The following is a 17,284-nucleotide window of genomic DNA, read 5'->3' on the forward strand; positions in this document are numbered from 1 at the left end:
CCACCCCCGACCCCCTTTGAGAGGCACCATGCTCGACGACGTCCACGTCTGCCCGGCCGACGGCCCGTCCCTGCGGGAGGAGCAGGACGCGCTCGACCTCATCGGCGAGACCTGGGGGAGCGGCGCCACCTGGGTGGCGGTGCCCGCTGAGCGGCTGCACGACGACTTCTTCGCCCTCGCCACCGGCGTGGCTGGGCGGATCACGCAGAAGTTCGCGAACTACCGGCTCGGGCTCGCGGTCGTCGGCGACATCTCGCGCTTCACGGCGGAGAGCGCCGCGCTGCGCGCCTGGGTGACGGAGTCGAACAGAGGGCGGGAGCTGTGGTTCGTCCGCGACCTGGACGAACTGGCCGCCCGCCGCGCCTGACCCGCCGCGCCTGACCTGCCTGGGTCGGGTCGGGTCGGGCGTCGGTCAGGGCCTGGGGGCGGCGGCTTCGATGCCGTCGAGGACCACGTCCAGGCCCGTCAGGAACGCCTGGCGGGTCCGGTGCTCCAGGAACGGCTCGCCGTCGCCGCCGGGCCAGTCGTCCTCCGACTCCACCCACCGCGCCATCGGGTAGCGCCCGGCGAACCCGGGAGCCACCTCCTCCAGCAGCGACGCGCGGGCCCGCCACCACTCCTCGTCCGACACGCCGGTCTCCGACGGGGCCTCGCGCGACTCGGCGACCGTGCGGGCCGCGCCGCGCACGAAGTCGAACAGCAGCGCCACCACGCCCCGCACCCGGGCCGGCCGCAGCCCGGTCGCCCGCAGGATCCCGACCAGGGTCTCCAGCGCCGCGAACTCGTTGGGCCCCAGCACCGGCCGGGCCTGCGACACCTGGAGGATCCACGGGTGACGCAGGTAGAAGGCGCGGGTCTGCTCGGCCCACGCCGCGACGGCCGGGCGCCAGCCGCCGCTCAGGTCGTACTCGGCGGGCAGCTCGGCCATCGCCCGGTCGTACATGAGGTCGACCAGCTCGCCCTTGCTCGGCACGTACGTGTAGAGCGCCATCCCGCTGCGGCCCAGCCGCTCGCCGACCTTGCGCATCGACAGGGCCGCCATGCCCTCGGCGTCGGCCACCTCGATGGCGGCGTCGACGATGACGTCCACGCTCAGCCCCGGCTTCGGCCCCGGCCGGGTCTCGCGCCGCTCCTGCCCGTCGCGCCACAGCAGCGCCATCGAACGGCGGGCGTCACCCTGACCGGCGTAGACGACCAACGCGCGACTCCCCGTACGGACCCGACTGTGCTCCGCCGTGAAGCGTAGCAGCGCCGTCCCGGGCCCATGAGGCGGCTCAGCCGGGGATCAGCAGGACCTCCGAGCCGATCGGGACGTACCCGGCCGCGAGGAAGGCCCGCACGCTCGCCGCGTTGCCCGGCGCGATCTGCGCCCACAGCGGCCGGGCCGCGAGGTGGCGGGCGGCCGTGGCGAGGAGCCGGCCGAGCCCACGGCCCCGGTGCCCCGGCTCCACCTCGACGGCGGCCTCCCAGCGGCCGGCCACGCCCCGGCCCACGGTCAGCAGGCCGCCCTCGCACGTCCAGACGCGTACCTCGTCACGGTAGGCCAGGGCCCGCTCGACCCGTGGATGCCCGGCCTCGGTCACCTCCCGCAGCGCGAGCGGCGGCGGGCCGGGAAGCGGGTCCGCCACGGCGAGCAGGTCGAGGTTCCCGGCGCTCCGCCCGGTCCGCAGGCCCAGCTCCAGCAGGAACGGCGGGTTCACCGGGGCAGAGAGGTCGTCGGGGGGCAGCCGTTCGCGTACCCAGGCGGGCGGCAGGTCGGCGAAGACGACCGTGTGCCCCGTGAACGCGATCACGCCCAGGTCGCGCGGGGACGGCTGGGCCACCACCGTCAGCCCGCCGTCCGGAGCGGGCGGCGCGCCGCGCTCGGCGGCGGCGAGCACGGCCTCCAGCGTGCTCAACGCCCGGCCCCCAGCTTCGCCGCCTCGACCGCCTCCAGGTAGGCGAGGATGCGGTCCCGGTTGCGTGACAGGCACTCCACCCGCTGCTGGATGCGGGCCGCCTCGGACCTGAGCAGGTCGGCCAGCTCGGGCGTGAGGCAGTCCGGATGCAGATGGATGTCGTCGGGCCGGTCGAGGAACGGGATGATGCGGCGGATGATGTCCGTGGTCAGCCCCGAGTCGAGCAGCCCCCGGATCTGCTGGACCTGATAGACCGCCGCCTCCGGATAGATCCGGTACCCGTTGACCGCACGATCCGGGCGCAGCAGGTCCTGCTCCTCGTAGTAGCGCAGCATCCGAGCCGGTACGCCCGTGCGGCGTGACAGCTCCCCGATCCTCATGCGACCTCCTCGCTTGCCTTCTCATTGATGAGAAGGTTTCAGCATGGTCGCATGACCGAGACGACGGCCGCTCCTCCGGGGCGGGACTCCCGCCTGCCCTGGGCGGGCCTGCTGGCCCTGTTCACCGCGGCGTTCACCGCCGTCATGACCGAGCTGCTGCCCGCCGGGCTGCTGCCGCGCATGGCCGAGGCCCTGGACGTGCCCGAGGCCCGGGTCGGTTTCCTCGTCACCGGGTACGCCGTGGCCTCCACGCTCGCCGCGATCCCGCTCACCGCCCTGGTGCGTGGACTGCGGCGGCGGCCCGTGCTGGTCACGGCGCTGAGCGGGTTCGCGCTGCTCAACGCCGTGACCGCGGCGTCCTCCTGGTATCCGCTCACCTTCGCCGTGCGGCTGCTCGCCGGGGTGATGGGCGGGCTGCTGTGGGCCATGCTCGTCGGGTACGCCGCCCGCATGGTCCCCGCGGAGCGGCGCGGGCGGGCCATCGCCATCGTCTCGGCTGGCATCACCGTGGCCCTGTGCGCGGGCCTGCCCGCGGGCGCGGCGCTCGCGACGGCCCTCGGCTGGCGGGCCGCCTTCGCCGGGCTGGCCTGCGTGGCGGCCGCGCTGGTCGCGTGGGTGCTGTGGAAGGTGCCGGACTTCCCCGGCGAGGCGGCGGGGGAGCGTACGCCGCTGCGGCAGGTGGCGGCGGCTCCCGGCGTGCGCGTCGTCCTCGGCACGACCGCGCTCGTCCTGGTCGGGCACCAGGCCGTCTACACGTACCTGGCGCCGCTGGCCGAGCTGTCGGGAACGGCGGCCACGAGTGTCGTGCTGCTGGTGTTCGGGGCCGGGACCGTCGCCGGGATCTGGGCCACCGGCGCGACGATCGACCGGCGGCCCCGCGCGGCGCTGCTCGTGGTGCTGGCCGTGATGGTCGCCGTCATGCCCCTGCTGGGCGGGCCCGGCTGGACGCCGGTGGCGGCGGTGGCCCTGTGGGGGGCCGCGTTCGGCGGGGTGCCGACGCTGCTGCAGACGGCGCTGGTGCACGCGGCGGGGCCGGGCCACGCCGACGTCGCGACCTCCATGCAGACCACCGTCTACAACGCCGGCATCGCCGCCGGCTCGCTCACCGGCGGCCTCGTGCTGGAGTCCGCCGGCGCGGCGGCGCTGCCGTGGACGGCGCTCCCGTTGCTGGCCTGCGCCCTGGTGATGGCCGTGGTGGCGCGGCGGCACGCGTTCCCCCGGCGGGCCGCCGTGGAGCGGGATTGACCGTCTCTTGTGCCGGTTCGCGGCGGCGCTTGGCGCGGCAGAGGGGAGGTTGATGGGGATCGTTGCCATCCGCCGTCGTGAGGAGACGCACATGACGACCAGACGCCCTGCCAAGGCGACGCGGTCCAAGACCGACAGCCAGCCGTGGCTGCACATGAACGGCGTGCAGATCCAGGAGTTCGGCACCGTGCGGATGTTCCCGCTCGGGCTGTCGCGGGACGCCCGGATGTACTCGTGCGAGCGGCTCAACCAGATCCTGGCCGACACCCAGATCCTCCACGCCCTGTACAAGAAGCACCACTGGCTCATGCGCGGCCCGACCTTCTACCAGCTCCACCTGCTGCTGGACAAGCACGCCGATGAGCAGCTCGAACTGGTCGACCAGATCGCCGAGCGGGTGCAGACCCTCGGCGGCGTGGCCGTCGGCGACCCGCGCCACGTCGCCGAGATCACCGTGATCCCGCGCCCGCCGAACGGCTGCGAGGAGGTGCCCGCCATGCTCTCCCGCCTGATCGAGGCCCACGAGACCATCCTGGTCGCCTGCCACGACGCGGCGAGCAGGGCGCAGGAGATGGGCGACGACGGCACCAACGACCTGCTCGTCTCCGAGGTGATCCGGACGAACGAGCTGCAGACGTGGTTCCTCATCGAGCATCTGGTGGACACGCCGCTCGTCGAGACGCCTGGGAGCTGAGCGCCGGAAATTGTCGGAGCCGCGCGGTACGGTCGGCGTCTCGGCGAGCGGGAGGCGTACATGATCGACGACGAGGTGGCGGCGCGGCTGCGGGAGATCTGCCTGGGCCTGCCCGAGACGGAGGAGCAGCCGTTCGGCGGGCACACCGCGCCCAGCTTCCGGGTGCGGGGCAAGCTGTTCGTCATGACCAGCGAGGACGGGCGGTCGATGACGTTCAAGGCCGGGCCCGGCGTGCAGGAGGCGCTGGTCGGCTCCCAGCCGGAGCGCTTCTTCGTGCCGCCCTACGTCGGCAGCAAGGGCTGGGTGGGCGCGTGGCTGACGGCCGGGCACGACTGGGACGAGCTCGACGAGCTGATCAGGGACAGCTACCGCCTGGTCGCACCCAGACGCCTGGCCGCCCTTCTCGACGCCTGAGCCCCCGCGGGGGCGCTTTCGCGCGGGGGGCGTTCTCGTGCGGCGGACGCCTGCGCGTGGGGCGGCGCTCCCATGCGGCGGGTGTTCCGGCGCGGGGGGCGCCGTGGTCGCGTGGATGGCCGATAATGGCCGAGGCCCAGCGTGCGGGCGCTCCCCGCACCGTCCCGCCCGTTCTCGAAAGCGACTTCGCCCATGCTGCCCGACGACCTCCGCGCCGCCCTGGACCAGGCCCTGGCCCGGCACTCGCCCCAGGAGCTGGCCCGCTCGGTCGCGCGGCTCACCGAGCGCTACCGCGGCGGCGCGACCGGCGAGACCGGCGCGACCGGTGAGACCGCGCACATCCGCGGCCAGGCCGACGTGGCCGCCTACGCCGCCTACCGCATGCCGGCCACCTACGAGGCCGCCGCGCTGGCGATGCGGCACGCGGCGGCCCGGGTCCCGGGGTTCGCGCCGGTCAGCCAGCTCGACGCGGGCGGCGGCACCGGGGCCGCGATCTGGGCGGCCGGAGCCACGTGGCCGTCCCTGCGCCAGGTCACGGTCATCGAACGCGACCCGCAGATCATCGACCTCGGCAGGCGTCTCGCCCGCACGGCGCAGGCCGCCGGGGTGCGCGGCACCGCGTGGCGGCAGGCCACCGTCGGGGCCGGTCTCGACCGGCCGCGCGCCGACCTCGCGACCATGTCGTACGCGCTGGGCGAGCTCCCCGAGCGGGACCGCGCCGACGTCGTGCGCTGGCTCGCCCGCGACGCCGCCATGGTGCTGGTCGTCGAGCCGGGCACGCCCGCCGGCTACGCCACGATCGCCGCGGCCCGCGAGGTGCTGCTGGCCGAGGGGCTGAGCGTCGTCGCCCCCTGCCCCCACGACCGCGCCTGCCCGATCGAGCCTGGCCGCGACTGGTGCCACTTCTCGGTGCGCCTGCCGCGGACGTCCCTGCACCGCCAGGTCAAGGCGGGCACCCTCAGCTTCGAGGACGAGAAGTTCGCCTACGTCGCCGCCACCGCCCGCCCCGCGCCGGCCCCCGCAGCCGACCGGGTGCTGCGCCACCCGCAGAAGCGCAAGGGCGTGGTATCGCTGCGCCTGTGCACCGACGCCGGCGGCATCCGCGACGTGCTCGTCTCCAAGCGGCAGGGCGAGCTCTACCGCCGGGCCAGGGACACCGGATGGGGAGACACCTGGGAAGCCGCCAGCGAAGCCGCCAGGGAAGTCGCCAGCGAAGCCGCACGCCCCGCGGCCGACCCCGGATGACGGCGACCGCTGCGCCGACTTTCTCGAATCCTCCCGAACCGGCCGACCCCGCACGCCATTCTTAGGGGGTGCACGTAAGCGATCTTCTTCATCCCCTGTACGCCCGGCGCCTGCGCCGCCAGGTCTCGACCGGCCCGCTGCCCCGGCACGTCGGTCTCATCATCGACGGCAACCGCCGCTGGGCCAGGCAGAAGGGCCTGCCCAACCCGAGCATCGGCCACCAGTACGGCGCCGACCACATCCAGGACGTGCAGGCGTGGTGCGAGAGCCTCGGCATCAGGCACCTGACGGTGTTCCTGTGCTCGACGGAGAACCTCCAGCGCCGCGGCGACAAGGAGGTCGCCTTCCTGCTGCGGGTCATCGAGGAGATGGTCGCCGACCGGCTCGCCCGCCCGGGCGCCCGCTGGCGGGTGCACGTCGCCGGGCTGCTCGACATGCTCCCCGACACCACCGCCCGCGCGCTGAAGAACGCCGTCGAGGCGACCCGCGACTGCGCGACCGGCTTCCACCTGACGCTGGCCATCGGCTACGGCGGCCGCCAGGAGGTCATCGACGCCCTGCGCGAGCTGCTGTACGAGCGGGCCGAGGCCGGGCAGAGCATGCACGAGCTGGCCGAGACGCTGACCGCCGACGACCTCGCCGGCCACCTCTACACCGCCGGGCAGCCGGACCCCGACCTGGTCATCCGCACCAGCGGCGAGCAGCGCATGTCGAACTTCCTGCTGTGGCAGTCGGCCTACTCCGAGCTGTACTTCTGCGAGGCGTACTGGCCGGCCTTCCGCGAGATCGACTTCCTGCGGGCGCTGCGCAGCTTCGCCGCCCGCCAGAGGCGCTTCGGGGGCTGACGCGTGAACCATGACGAGGTGCTCAGCCTGTACGAGCGGCGCTTCCGCCGCGAGCCCGCACCCGAGATGCCCGGGGCCGTGGTGGAGCGGGCGGGCGCGGTCGTACGCCAGTCCGGCCCCGCGCCCTGCTGGAACGGCATCCTGTGGTCCGACCTCGACGAGCGGACGGCGGACGCCGCCATCGCCGAGCAGATCCGCCACTACGCGAAGCTCGGCACGGAGTTCGAGTGGAAGCTCTACGACCACGACCGCCCGGCCGACCTCGACCGGCGGCTGCTCGCGGCCGGCTTCACCGCCGAGCCGCCCGAGACCCTCATGGTGGCCGAGACCGCGCGGATCGCCGTCCCCGCCGCCGAACCGGAAGGCGTCCGGCTGGTGCCCGTGACCGGCATGGACGGCGTCGAGCTGATGGCCGACGTGCACGAGCGGGTGTTCGGGGCCAGCCGGGTGCGGATCAGGGAACGGCTGGCCGTGCAGCTCGCCGAGGGAAGCGTGGTGGCCGTCCTCGCCATGGCGGGCGGCGTGCCGGTCAGCGCCGCCCGGATGGACCTGCACCGCGGCACCGAGTTCGCGAGCCTGTGGGGCGGGGGCACCGCGCCGGAGTGGCGGGGGCGCGGCATCTACCGGGCCCTGGTCGCCTACCGGGCCCGCGAGGCGGTCGCCCGCGGATACCGCTATCTGCAGGTGGACGCCTCCGCCGAGAGCCGGCCGATCCTGACCCGGCTCGGCTTCGCCGCCCTGGCCACCACCACGCCGTACACGTACGGGTGACTATCCTGGAGCGTCCGCCCACGCCCGAGGAGTTTCGCCCGTTGCCCCCTGCTGACGACTTCCGTGACCTGGAGCTGCTGTCCGACTGCGGCAGCTGCTTCGGCCTGTGCTGCGTCGCGCTGCCGTTCGCGGCCTCGGCCGACTTCGCCGCCGACAAGGCCGCGGGGGAGCCCTGCCGCAACCTGCGCGAGGACTTCCGCTGCTCGATCCACGAGCGGCTGCGTCCGAGCGGTTACCCCGGCTGCACGGTCTTCGACTGCTTCGGGGCGGGGCAGAAGGTCTCGCAGGTCACGTTCGGGGGGCGGAGCTGGCGGGCCGCGCCGGAGACGGCCGGGCAGATGTACGCCGTCTTCCCGGTCATGCGGCAGCTCCACGAGCTGCTGTGGTACCTCGCGGAGGCGCTGTCCCTGGAGCCCGCCCGGCCGGTCCACGCCGAGCTGCGCCGCGCGCTCGACGAGACCGACCGGCTCACCCGGCAGGACGCCGGCACCCTGGAGAAATACGACGTGGCCCCGCACCGGGCCGCGGTCAACGAGCTGCTGCTGCGGGTCAGCGAACTGGTCAGATCCGGCCCCCAGGGTCGCGACAAGGGCCGGGGCAAGGACCGGCGTGGGGCCGATCTCATCGGGGCCCGGCTCAGGGGCGCGGACCTGCGGCGGGCGAACCTGCGGGGCGCGTACCTGATCGGGGCGGACCTGCGCGGCGCTGATCTGCGGGAGGCCGACCTGATCGGCGCCGACCTGCGCGGGGCGGATCTGGCGGGCGCCGACCTCACGGGCGCGATCTTCCTCACCCAGGCCCAGCTCAACGCCGCCGCCGGCGACGCCGCCACCCGCATCCCGCCCGCCCTGACCCGCCCCGCCCACTGGCCGGAAACGGCCTCCCGGCCGGCGGCCCGGCCCGCACGCCGCCCCCGCCGCCGCTGATCCGGAGGCCGGGCGCGTGGGAACATCGTGCCGATATCACGTCCAGCACTCTGGAGGAGATCGGCATGAGCATCACCGCGTACCCCGTGACCGACCCGGTGTCCGAGCACGGGGAAGGGCCGGTGTGGTCCGCGCGCTGGGGCGGGCTGCGCTGGGTCGACATGCTGGCCGGCGACGTGCTGGCGCTCGACGGCGAAACCGTGCGGCGGCGGCGTGTGGGCAAGGTCGCCGCCGCGCTGCGCCCCCGCGCGGCCGGCGGCTACGTCGTCGCCGCCGAGCGTGAGCTGCTGCTGGCCGACTCCGACGACCTCGACGCCCCGCTCCGCCCGCTGGGCGGCGAGGCGTGGAGCGACCCGTCCGTACGGATGAACGACGGCGGCTGCGACCCCGATGGCCGCTTCTACATCGGCAGCATGGCCTACGACGCCGCCCCGGGGCGCGGCTCGTTCTACGTGGCCGGCCCGGACGGCGCCCTGCGCGTGGTGCTGCCGGAGGTGACGATCTCCAACGGGTTCGACTTCAGCCCCGACGGCTCGCTCGCCTACTACGCCGACACCGCCACCGGCCGGGTGGACGTGTTCGACTACGACCCGGACAAGGGGCTCGGCGGGCGGCGGCCGTTCGCGTACGTCGACCCGGAGCGGGGGCAGCCCGACGGGCTGACGGTCGACGCCGAGGGCGGCGTCTGGGTGGCGCTCTGGCAGGGCGGAGCCGTGCACCGCTACGACCCCGCCGGCCGGCTCGACGCCGTCGTCGCGCTGCCGGCGCGCAAGGTCACGGCGGTGGCCTTCGGCGGCGACGACCTCAGCCGGCTGTTCGTCACCACCTCGGCGCTGGACGTGGACCGGGCCGAGCAGCCGGAGGCGGGGGCGGTGTTCGCGGCCGACCCCGGCGTCCGGGGCCGCCCGGTGCTGCAGGCGGCCTTCTGACCGAACAATTTTCGGGGAAAGGCCCTGTGGACATTTATCGATAAATTTCGCTATCTTCCCACAGGCCAATTCACGTCCCCGGAGGTCCGCATGTTTCCCTCAGCCGCGCACGAAAGAAGGGAGGTATGGCGAACCATCTCCGGCCTCGCTGTTCCCCTTTTCGTGGCCGGGTCCGTTAATTTTGCTGCCCAACTCGGAATTATCGCCATTCTTGGACGTATGGGGGGAGAGGCGATTTATGTGCGTTCCCTGTATCAGCCTGTCGCCCTCATCGTCCTTGCCCTGAGTGTGGGCTTCGCGGTCTGCAACCAGGTCGCCGCCGCGATCAGCAAGGGGGCCGGGCGCCCCCGGGACGTCATGTCGAACGCCGCCAGCCTGGCCAGGGTATGGATCGGGCTCGGCGCGGCCCTGTTCCTGGTCCTCGCGGTCGCGGCTCCCTCCCTGCCCGGCCTCCTTCATGTGGACGCCGGGCTGCGGGACACGTTCGCCTCCTTCCTGCGCTGGACCAGCGCCGCCGGCCTGCTGATCGTCGGGGGGGAGCTGTGCGCGGCCGGCCTGCGCGGCTACGGGTACGTGCGGCAGGCCACCGTCCTGGTCATCTGTACGGCGAGCGTGCGGATCGGCCTCGTGGCCGGCCTCGGACTCGGCGCCGGCATCGGGATCGCGGCGGTGCCCATCGCCGAGGCGGCAGCGGGTCTGATCGGCCTGACCATGGGCCTGGTGCTGCTGCGCCGCACCGAGCTGTGGCATCCGCCGGCCGTCCGGATCTGGCGGCGCGAGGTGTTCACCGACCTGCGCCGCATCGGTGTGCCCATCGCGATGTCCTTTCTCGTGCTCTCGGCGTACAACCTCGCGGTCATCGGCGTCCTCGGGAACTACGGGGAGGACGCCGTGGCCGGGTTCACGGTCGCCTCCACGCTGCAGAACGTCGTGCTGCTGCCGGGCATGGTCCTGGGTACGGCCACCGCGATCACCATCAACCAGCAACGCGGCGCCGGCGAACGGCGGCGAATACGTGCATCGATGCGCGGTGGCATCGAGGTCACCGTCGTGACCTACGTGGTGATCGCGGCGCTGGTGTGGTCACTGCACGACCCGCTGGCGCGGTTGATCGGCGGCGACGCCGGGGTGGCCGCGGCCGCGGGCGGCTACCTGGGCGCCGTGGCGCTCACCTACGCCGTCCAGGGGCCCGTGCTCGCCTCGCTGACCGTCATGGAGGAGACCGGCGGCGGCTTCCTGGCCATCGTGCTCAACGCCATCTACTTCGGCCTGATCGTCGTGGCCGGCGCGGTGGCGGCGCCCGCCGTCGGCGGCGCGGACGGCTTCTACGCCGCGGTGGCGTACTGCAACCTGATCGGCGTGACGGTGCCGCTCGTCGCCGTACGACACATACGAAAGCTGTCGGTGCCCGCAAACCCTTTGCCCCTCCAAACTAGATAGCCTAGGTTCTTGCCTAGAGTTCCTAGTTTGAGGGAAGAGTCATGAACCCCGTCACCGAGCGCGACCTGCGCGCGTCCTTCGTCAACTGCTCCAAAGGGGAGGCCCGCAGGCTCGGGCTGCCGCGCGACCTGGCCGCCACCCCCTGGGCCGACCTCGACTTCCTGGGCTGGCGCGACCCGGGGGCGCCCGAGCGGGCGTACCTGGTGGCCGAGCGCGGCGGCGGGCTCACCGGCGTGGCACTCCGCCTGGCCCAGGACGTGCGGAGGAGCGTCACCAAGAGCACCCTGTGCTCGGTGTGCGTCACCCCGCACGCGGGCACCGGCGTCGCGCTGTTCACCGCGCCCCGCGTCGGGGCCGCCGGCCGGCAGGGCAACACGGTCGGCGTCTACATGTGCGCCGACCTCGCCTGCTCCCTGTACGCACGCGGCAGGAAGCGGACCGAGGCGGACACGCGGTTCGAGTCGCTGACGGCGGAGGAGCGGGTCGCGCGGGCCGTGGCCAACCTGGACGTCTTCCTCGGCCGGGTGCTCGACGACACCCTCGCGAACGCCTGACCTCAGGCGGGCCGCCGGCGTGCGCGCGGCACCAGGGCGGGGCTGACGTGGTGCAGCACCGTGTCGCGGGTGATCACGACCCGGGCCACGTCGTCCCTGCCCGGCACCTCGTACATCACGTTGAGCAGCACCTCCTCCAGGACCGCGCGGGCGGCCCTGGCCCCGGTGCGGCGCAGCAGCGCCTGTTCGGCGACCGCCGCCACGGCGTCCTCCTCGAACGCGAGCTCGACGCCGTCCAGCTCGAACAGCCGCTGGTACTGCCTGATCAGCGCGTTGCGCGGCTCGGTGAGCATCCGGACCAGCCCGGCCCGGTCCAGCGGGCGCAGCGTCGTCAGCACCGGCAGCCGGCCGGTCAGCTCGGGGATCAGCCCGTACGCCACCAGGTCCTGCGGCATGACCCGGGCGAGCACGTCCTCCTCGGCCGGATCGTGCGGCGTGCCGCCGAACCCGGCCGCCCTCCGCAGCGCCCGCCGCTCGATCACCTGCTCCAGCCCGGCGAACGCGCCCCCGGCGATGAACAGCACGTTCGTCGTGTCCAGGGCGATGAGGTCCTGGTGGGGGTGTTTGCGCCCGCCCTGCGGCGGCACGTTCGCGACCGTGCCCTCCAGCATGGTCAGCAGCGCCTGCTGCACGCCCTCGCCGGAGACGTCGCGGGTGATCGACGGGTTGTCCGCCTTGCGGGCGATCTTGTCGATCTCGTCGAGGTAGACGATGCCGGTCTCGGCCCGCCGCACGTCATGGTCGGCCGCCTGGATGAGCTTGAGCAGGATGTTCTCGACGTCGTCGCCGACGTAGCCGCTCTCGGTGAGCGCGGTGGCGTCGGCCACGGCGAACGGCACGTCCAGCATCCGCGCCAAAGTCTGCACCAGGTACGTCTTGCCGCTGCCCGTGGGGCCGACCAGCAGGATGTTGGACTTGCCCAGCTCGACCGGGTCGTCCTTGGAGACGGGGGCGCGCAGGCGCTTGTAGTGGTTGTGGACCGCCACGGCCAGCGTCCGCTTGGCCCGGTCCTGGCCGATGACGTACTGGTCCAGGAACGTGTGGATCTCGCGCGGGGTCGGCAGGTCGCGCGCCGGCCCGGCGGGGGCCGTCGCGGCCTCCTCCTCGGCGATGAGCTCGGTGCACTGCCCGACGCACTCCTCGCAGATGCAGACCGACGGCGGCCCCGCGATCAGCCGCCGGACCTCGTGCTGCCCCTTCCCGCAGAACGAGCAGGCCGGTCCCGTCGAGCGGGGCACGGCCGTCAGCCCGCCGTGCCCAGGGTCACCGGCAGCGACAGCAGCCGGGCCGTGCCCGGGTCAGGGACGCGTCGCGGCGGCCCCGCGAGCGCCAGGCCGGGGAAGCGACGCAGCAGCGAGCCGAGCGCGACCGCGGTCTGCACGCGCGCCAGTGACGCCCCGGCGCAGAAGTGCGGCCCGTGCGCGAACCCGAGCTGCCCCGCGGCGTCCCGCCCCACGTCGAACCGCCCTGGGTCGGCGAAGACGCGCGGGTCGCGGTTGGCGGCCGGGATCGCGACCGTCACCGGCTCGCCCTTCGGCACCGTCACGCCGCCGATCTCGACGTCCTCCGCCGTGAACCGGGGGATGGTCAGCAGCTGCGGACCGCACCAGCGCATCAGCTCCTCGACCGCGCCCGGCATCAGCGCCGGGTCGGCGCGCAGCGCGGCGAGCTGGTCGGGATGCTCGTGCAGGGCGGCCACGGAGTTGGCGATGAGGTTCGTCGGCGTCTGCCCGGCGAGGACGAGCTGCCACACCATCGTCACCAGCTCGGTCTCCGACAGCCGGTCGCCGTCCTCCTCCTGGACGCGGGCCAGCTCGGAGATCAGGTCGTCGCCCGGCTCGGCCCGCGCCCTGGCCACGGCGGCCTTCGCGCCCTCCAGGATGCCGGGGATCGCCTCGGCGAACGCCGCCCCGTGCCCCGCCGCGACTTCCGCGCCCCACGCGTGCCAGCGCGGCCGGTCGGCGGTCGGGATGCCGGTCAGCTCGCAGATCACCTCCATCGGCAGCGGCCGGGCGAAGTGCGCCAGCAGGTCCACCATGCCGCCTCCTGGGCCGTCTCCTGGGCCGTCGTCCGACCGGTGGCCGGGCAGCTCGTCAAGCAGGGCGTCCACGATGCGCTCGACGCGCGGCCGGAACCGCTCCGCCTGCCGCGGCGTGAACGCGGGCGCGACCAGGCGGCGCAGCCGGGCGTGCTCGGCGCCGTTCAGCTCGGACATCGTCGTCATGTACGGCAGGCAGCCGGCCAGGACGTCCGGCCGCTGGTAGCTGTCCTCACGGGTACGCAGCCGCGGGTCGGCGAGGACCGCCCGGCCCTCGGCGTGCCGCAGCACGACCCAGAACGCGAACCCCGGCCCGGTGAGCCGCGCCACGGGGGAGTCGGCGGCCGCCCTGACGTACGCGGCGGAGGGGTCGCGCAGCAGCGCGAGGTCGGTCATGTCGAGCTCGGGCACGTCGGCCATGGGCCACCCCTCATTTTAGATGATCTCATCATTTGAGTGTTCACGGTATCCTGACCGGCGGGACCCGGCAACGCGAGGAGGACGATGGCCCGGCTGACCAGAGCGCAGGCACAGGAGCGCAACCGGGCGAGAGTGCTGGCCGCGGCGCGGGCGGAGTTCGCCGAACGCGGCTATCGGGAAGCCAAGATCGACGGCATCGCCGACCGCGCGGAGCTCACGCGGGGAGCGGTCTACTCCAACTTCCCGGGCAAGCGGGCGCTGTACTTCGCGGTGCTGGCCGAGCTGGCCGAGTCCGCCGAGCCGTCCGCGCCCGCGGAGCCCGCGCTGACCGTCGGCGAGGCGCTGGGGGAGGTGGCCCGCGCCTGGCTCGGCCGGCTGCCGCTCGCCACCGACGACGAACGCGGGCCGACCCGGCTCGGCATGCACCTGATGCCGGAGATCCTCGCCGACGAGCTGACGCGGGTGCCGTACGCGCAGCTCGTGAAGCTCGACGCGATCCTGCTCGGGCTGGCGCTGGAACGCCTGCGGCCGCCGCCCGCCCCGGACGGGCGGCTGGTGCGGCTCGCCGAGGCCGCGCTCACGCTGCTGCACGGGGCGGGTCAGCTCGCGGCGGCCGCGCCGGGATTCGTGGAGCCGTTCGACGTGGTGCGCGCCTGCGAGGCTCTGGCCGATCTGGACCTCGGCGACCGGTGGTTCGTCGCGCCGCTGCTGCCGCGCCTGTCGGCCGGCGACGAGCCGTGGTCGCCGCCGTCGCCCGTGCCGGACGCGGTCAGCGGCGAGCTCGTACGGCTCACCGATGACGGCGTGGTGGCGGTGCTCGGCATGCACCGGCTGTCGGCCGTCGAGGACGCCGTACGGGCCGCGCCTCCCGGCGCCGAGGTCACCGCCGTCGTGGTCAGCGGCGCGCCCGAGGAGCTGTTCCCGCTGGCCAGGCTCACGCTCGCCGAGCTGTGCGGCTGCCTGCGCCCGGTCCTGCCGCGATCGGCCTGGCCGCGGCTGCGGGTCGTGTGGGACGAGAGCGGCGAGCTCGCGGCGGCGGCCGGCGTCACCGGCGTGGACGACGCCACGGAGGTGGCGCTACGCGTCGAGGCGGGCCGCGTCACGGTCCGCGCCGAAGGCTACGGCGCCCCCCACGCCGCCGCCCGGCACCCCGGCTGATCGCCCCGGCTGATCGCCCTGCCTGATCGCCCTGCCTTCACCCCGCCTGATCGCCCGGCTGACTCTCCCGCCTGGTCTGCCCGCCCGGAACCGCGTCATGCTGGTGGCAGGCGGGACCGGCTCTGTGGGGACGGGTCGCGGTGACATGACCGGCATCTGATAGGAAAGTCGCCCATGTCGGGTTATTTGTCGTCCAAGGAGGCCGTTCCCGGTCTCGTCGCGCGGCTCAGGGCCGCCGGATGCGTGTTCGCCGAGGACGAGGCGGAGCTCCTCCTCGCCACCGCCCGCACCCCTGACGAGGTCGAGGCCATGGCCGAGCGCCGCGCCTCCGGGCAGCCGCTGGAGCACGTGCTGGGCTGGGCGGAGTTCTGCGGGCTCCGGCTGGCCGTCGAACCCGGGGTGTTCGTGCCGCGGCCCCGTACCGGGTTCCTCATCGGGCAGGCCGTCGCCCTGGCCGGGGAGCTTCCGGGCACGCCGGTCGTCCTCGACCTGTGCTGCGGCACGGGCGCGATGGGCGCCGCCCTGGCCGCCGGGCTGGCCGGGCCGGTCGAGCTGCACGCGGCCGACCTCGACCCCGCCGCCGTGCGCTGCGCCCGGCGCAACCTCCCGGACGCCTCCGTCCACCAGGGCGACCTGTACGAGCCGCTGCCCGCGACGTTGCGCGGCCGGGTGGACCTGCTGATCGCCAGCCCGCCGTACGTGCCGTCCGCCTCCGTCGGGCTGCTGCCCCCGGAGGCCCGTCTGTACGAGCCGCTGACCGCGCTCGACGGCGGCCACGACGGCCTCGACGTGGTACGCCGCGTGATCGCCGGCGCGCCCGGCTGGCTGGCCCCCGGCGGCCACCTGCTGATCGAGACCAGCGAACGCCAGGCCGAGGCCACCGCCCGCGCCGCCGGGGAGGCAGGACTGACCGCCCGCGTCACCGGCTCCGACGAACTGGACGCGACCGCCGTCATCGCCACCGCCCCGCTGAGCTGAGCCGGCCAGGGAGTCAGGGACCAACGGCACCCCGATCCAGGGACTTCGTCCCCGGGCGCGGCTCGCCCTGTGGCGCGATGATGAAAGGGGAAGGTCGAGCCGCTGGAGGAGTGTCATGAGCGTCGAGACCCTGGTGGTCGAGCAGGTCATGAGCCGGATCCTGGTCGTCGTCAAGTCCGAGGAGTCGCCGCTGATGGCGTGGGAGCTGATGCGCCGCGCGAACGTGCACCATCTCCCCGTCGTGTCCGGCGGGCACCTGATCGGGGTGCTGAGCCGTGAGGACCTCGCGGCCTCCTGGTCGGGCGGGCCGTGGGAGCAGTCGGGACGCCAGGTGGGCGCGCTGCTGACGGGCGAGCGCCGGCCGCGGGTGCTGCCCGGCACGCCGCTGCCACGGGTGGCCGCGATCCTGGCCGACTCCGGTTGCGACGCCCTGCCGGTGGTCGGCGAGCACGGGCTGGTCGGGCTCATCACCGCCTCCGACGTGGTCGCCGCCGTGGCGGGCCGCAGGCCGCGCCCGAAGGGCGCGGCGGGCGAGGTGATGACCGGCATGTTCCACCTCGAACCGGTGCTTCCGCGGGAGAGCTGAGGAGGAAGGGCGCCATGTACGCGCTGGTGGTGTACGAGTCGATGTACGGCAACACGAGGGCGGTCGCCGAGTCGATCGCCGAGGGGCTGGCGAGCGCCATGCGGGCCGAGGTGGCCGAGGTCGCCACCGCTCCCGACGTGGTGGGCGCGGACGTGGGCCTGCTGGTGGTGGGCGGGCCGACGCACGCGTTCGGGCTGAGCCGGGTCTCGACCCGGCAGTCCGCCGCGCAGCAGGCCGAGGGCGGCCCGCTGGTCTCCGGGGGACGCGGGGTGCGCGAGTGGCTGGCGGCGCTGCGCACCTCGTCGGCCACCCTCGACGCGGCCGCCTTCGACACGCGGGTCGCCAAGCCGCGCATGCCGGGCTCCGCCGCGCAGGGCGTCGCGAGGCGGCTGCGCCGGGCCGGGGTACGGCTGGCCTGCCCGGCGCGCAGCTTCTACGTCGAGGGCACCCTGGGGCCGCTCGTCCCCGGCGAGCTGGACCGGGCCAGGGAATGGGGCGAGAGCCTGGCCCGCGCCCACAGCGTCCCGGCGGCGTAAGCCCGGCAGGCTCCGTACGGCAGGCTCCGTGCGGTGGACTCCGTGCGTGGTCCGGTGCGGCGGGTCGGCGCGTGGATTCCGTGCGGCGGCGAGGATTCGCCGCCGCACGGTTTTTTGTTTCCCGTGAAATATCGCGAATTAGCGTCGTTCGCCGGTTTGACCTGCATGGACTTCTCCGCTGATTCGCGATTTCATTTCCCCGTCATTGCCATTCCATGATGGGGGGA

General features: G+C 74.1%; 21 protein-coding genes. 16 read left to right on the top strand and 5 right to left on the bottom strand.

What is annotated here, in order from left to right; genetic code table 11:
- Window positions 1-28: 28 nt before the first annotated feature.
- Entirely contained in the window at window positions 29-367 is a 339-nt protein-coding gene (locus SMD20_RS05755; RefSeq protein WP_329575804.1) for a DUF4180 domain-containing protein, read from the top strand.
- 45 nt (window positions 368-412) lie between these two features.
- Here SMD20_RS05755 and SMD20_RS05760 read toward each other — a convergent pair whose 3' ends face one another.
- The 3 genes from SMD20_RS05760 to SMD20_RS05770 form a co-directional block, all read right to left on the bottom strand.
- Complete coding sequence (locus SMD20_RS05760; RefSeq protein ID WP_329575807.1) at window positions 413-1,198, bottom strand: TetR/AcrR family transcriptional regulator; 786 nt, start codon at window positions 1,196-1,198, stop codon at window positions 413-415.
- A 76-nt stretch (window positions 1,199-1,274) separates the two neighbouring features.
- A complete protein-coding gene (locus SMD20_RS05765; RefSeq protein ID WP_329575810.1) occupies window positions 1,275-1,898 on the bottom strand; it encodes a GNAT family N-acetyltransferase in 624 nt (207 codons plus the stop codon).
- Window positions 1,895-2,278 (bottom strand): MerR family transcriptional regulator, encoded by a 384-nt coding sequence (locus SMD20_RS05770; RefSeq protein WP_329575813.1) that lies wholly within the window; start codon window positions 2,276-2,278, stop codon window positions 1,895-1,897. The genes SMD20_RS05765 and SMD20_RS05770 overlap by 4 nt, the downstream gene beginning before the upstream one ends.
- Window positions 2,279-2,329: 51 nt before the next feature.
- Here SMD20_RS05770 and SMD20_RS05775 point away from each other — a divergent pair, with 51 nt between their 5' ends.
- The 10 genes from SMD20_RS05775 (at window position 2,330) to SMD20_RS05820 (ending at window position 11,341) form a co-directional block, all read left to right on the top strand.
- Window positions 2,330-3,523 (top strand): MFS transporter, encoded by a 1,194-nt coding sequence (locus tag SMD20_RS05775; protein WP_329575815.1) that lies wholly within the window; start codon window positions 2,330-2,332, stop codon window positions 3,521-3,523.
- A gap of 91 nt (window positions 3,524-3,614) precedes the next feature.
- Entirely contained in the window at window positions 3,615-4,217 is a 603-nt protein-coding gene (locus SMD20_RS05780; protein WP_329575818.1) for a Dps family protein, read from the top strand.
- A gap of 60 nt (window positions 4,218-4,277) precedes the next feature.
- Complete coding sequence (locus SMD20_RS05785; protein WP_329575821.1) at window positions 4,278-4,631, top strand: MmcQ/YjbR family DNA-binding protein; 354 nt, start codon at window positions 4,278-4,280, stop codon at window positions 4,629-4,631.
- A gap of 192 nt (window positions 4,632-4,823) precedes the next feature.
- Entirely contained in the window at window positions 4,824-5,876 is a 1,053-nt protein-coding gene (locus SMD20_RS05790; RefSeq protein WP_329575824.1) for a small ribosomal subunit Rsm22 family protein, read from the top strand.
- 68 nt (window positions 5,877-5,944) lie between these two features.
- Window positions 5,945-6,721 carry a polyprenyl diphosphate synthase gene (gene uppS, locus SMD20_RS05795; protein WP_020541032.1) on the top strand — a complete coding sequence of 259 codons (777 nt, stop codon included), beginning with the start codon at window positions 5,945-5,947 and terminating at the stop codon, window positions 6,719-6,721.
- 3 nt (window positions 6,722-6,724) lie between these two features.
- Window positions 6,725-7,492: a GNAT family N-acetyltransferase gene (locus SMD20_RS05800; RefSeq protein ID WP_329575834.1), complete on the top strand. Its 768-nt coding sequence runs from the start codon at window positions 6,725-6,727 to the stop codon at window positions 7,490-7,492.
- A gap of 41 nt (window positions 7,493-7,533) precedes the next feature.
- Window positions 7,534-8,418: a pentapeptide repeat-containing protein gene (locus tag SMD20_RS05805; RefSeq protein WP_329575837.1), complete on the top strand. Its 885-nt coding sequence runs from the start codon at window positions 7,534-7,536 to the stop codon at window positions 8,416-8,418.
- A gap of 65 nt (window positions 8,419-8,483) precedes the next feature.
- Complete coding sequence (locus tag SMD20_RS05810) at window positions 8,484-9,347, top strand: SMP-30/gluconolactonase/LRE family protein (protein ID WP_329575840.1); 864 nt, start codon at window positions 8,484-8,486, stop codon at window positions 9,345-9,347.
- Between the two features lie 90 nt (window positions 9,348-9,437).
- Window positions 9,438-10,787 carry an MATE family efflux transporter gene (locus SMD20_RS05815; protein WP_329575843.1) on the top strand — a complete coding sequence of 450 codons (1,350 nt, stop codon included), beginning with the start codon at window positions 9,438-9,440 and terminating at the stop codon, window positions 10,785-10,787.
- Between the two features lie 41 nt (window positions 10,788-10,828).
- Window positions 10,829-11,341: an FBP domain-containing protein gene (locus SMD20_RS05820; protein WP_329575846.1), complete on the top strand. Its 513-nt coding sequence runs from the start codon at window positions 10,829-10,831 to the stop codon at window positions 11,339-11,341.
- Between the two features lie 2 nt (window positions 11,342-11,343).
- Here SMD20_RS05820 and clpX read toward each other — a convergent pair whose 3' ends face one another.
- Together clpX and SMD20_RS05830 are read right to left on the bottom strand one after the other, a co-directional pair.
- Window positions 11,344-12,579: an ATP-dependent Clp protease ATP-binding subunit ClpX gene (clpX, locus tag SMD20_RS05825; protein ID WP_329575849.1), complete on the bottom strand. Its 1,236-nt coding sequence runs from the start codon at window positions 12,577-12,579 to the stop codon at window positions 11,344-11,346.
- A gap of 5 nt (window positions 12,580-12,584) precedes the next feature.
- Window positions 12,585-13,799 (bottom strand): cytochrome P450 family protein, encoded by a 1,215-nt coding sequence (locus tag SMD20_RS05830; RefSeq protein ID WP_329575853.1) that lies wholly within the window; start codon window positions 13,797-13,799, stop codon window positions 12,585-12,587.
- An 84-nt stretch (window positions 13,800-13,883) separates the two neighbouring features.
- Between SMD20_RS05830 and SMD20_RS05835 the strand changes: the two genes are divergently transcribed.
- From SMD20_RS05835 to SMD20_RS05855, 5 genes are all read left to right on the top strand, one after another.
- On the top strand, window positions 13,884-14,957 hold the full coding sequence (locus SMD20_RS05835; RefSeq protein WP_329575856.1) for a TetR/AcrR family transcriptional regulator: 1,074 nt from the start codon (window positions 13,884-13,886) through the stop codon (window positions 14,955-14,957).
- Between the two features lie 174 nt (window positions 14,958-15,131).
- Window positions 15,132-15,935 carry a putative protein N(5)-glutamine methyltransferase gene (locus SMD20_RS05840; RefSeq protein ID WP_329575858.1) on the top strand — a complete coding sequence of 268 codons (804 nt, stop codon included), beginning with the start codon at window positions 15,132-15,134 and terminating at the stop codon, window positions 15,933-15,935.
- A gap of 115 nt (window positions 15,936-16,050) precedes the next feature.
- Window positions 16,051-16,521: a CBS domain-containing protein gene (locus tag SMD20_RS05845; RefSeq protein WP_329575861.1), complete on the top strand. Its 471-nt coding sequence runs from the start codon at window positions 16,051-16,053 to the stop codon at window positions 16,519-16,521.
- A gap of 14 nt (window positions 16,522-16,535) precedes the next feature.
- On the top strand, window positions 16,536-17,057 hold the full coding sequence (locus SMD20_RS05850) for a flavodoxin family protein (RefSeq protein ID WP_329575864.1): 522 nt from the start codon (window positions 16,536-16,538) through the stop codon (window positions 17,055-17,057).
- Between the two features lie 33 nt (window positions 17,058-17,090).
- The gene (locus tag SMD20_RS05855) at window positions 17,091-17,276 is read left to right on the top strand and encodes a hypothetical protein (RefSeq protein WP_329575867.1); all 186 of its coding nucleotides are present in this window, start codon (window positions 17,091-17,093) and stop codon (window positions 17,274-17,276) included.
- The last annotated feature ends 8 nt before the right edge of the window (window positions 17,277-17,284 follow it).

It is taken from the genome of Nonomuraea sp. LP-02, assembly GCF_036289125.1.
Taxonomy (GTDB): Bacteria; Actinomycetota; Actinomycetes; order Streptosporangiales; family Streptosporangiaceae; genus Nonomuraea; species Nonomuraea bangladeshensis.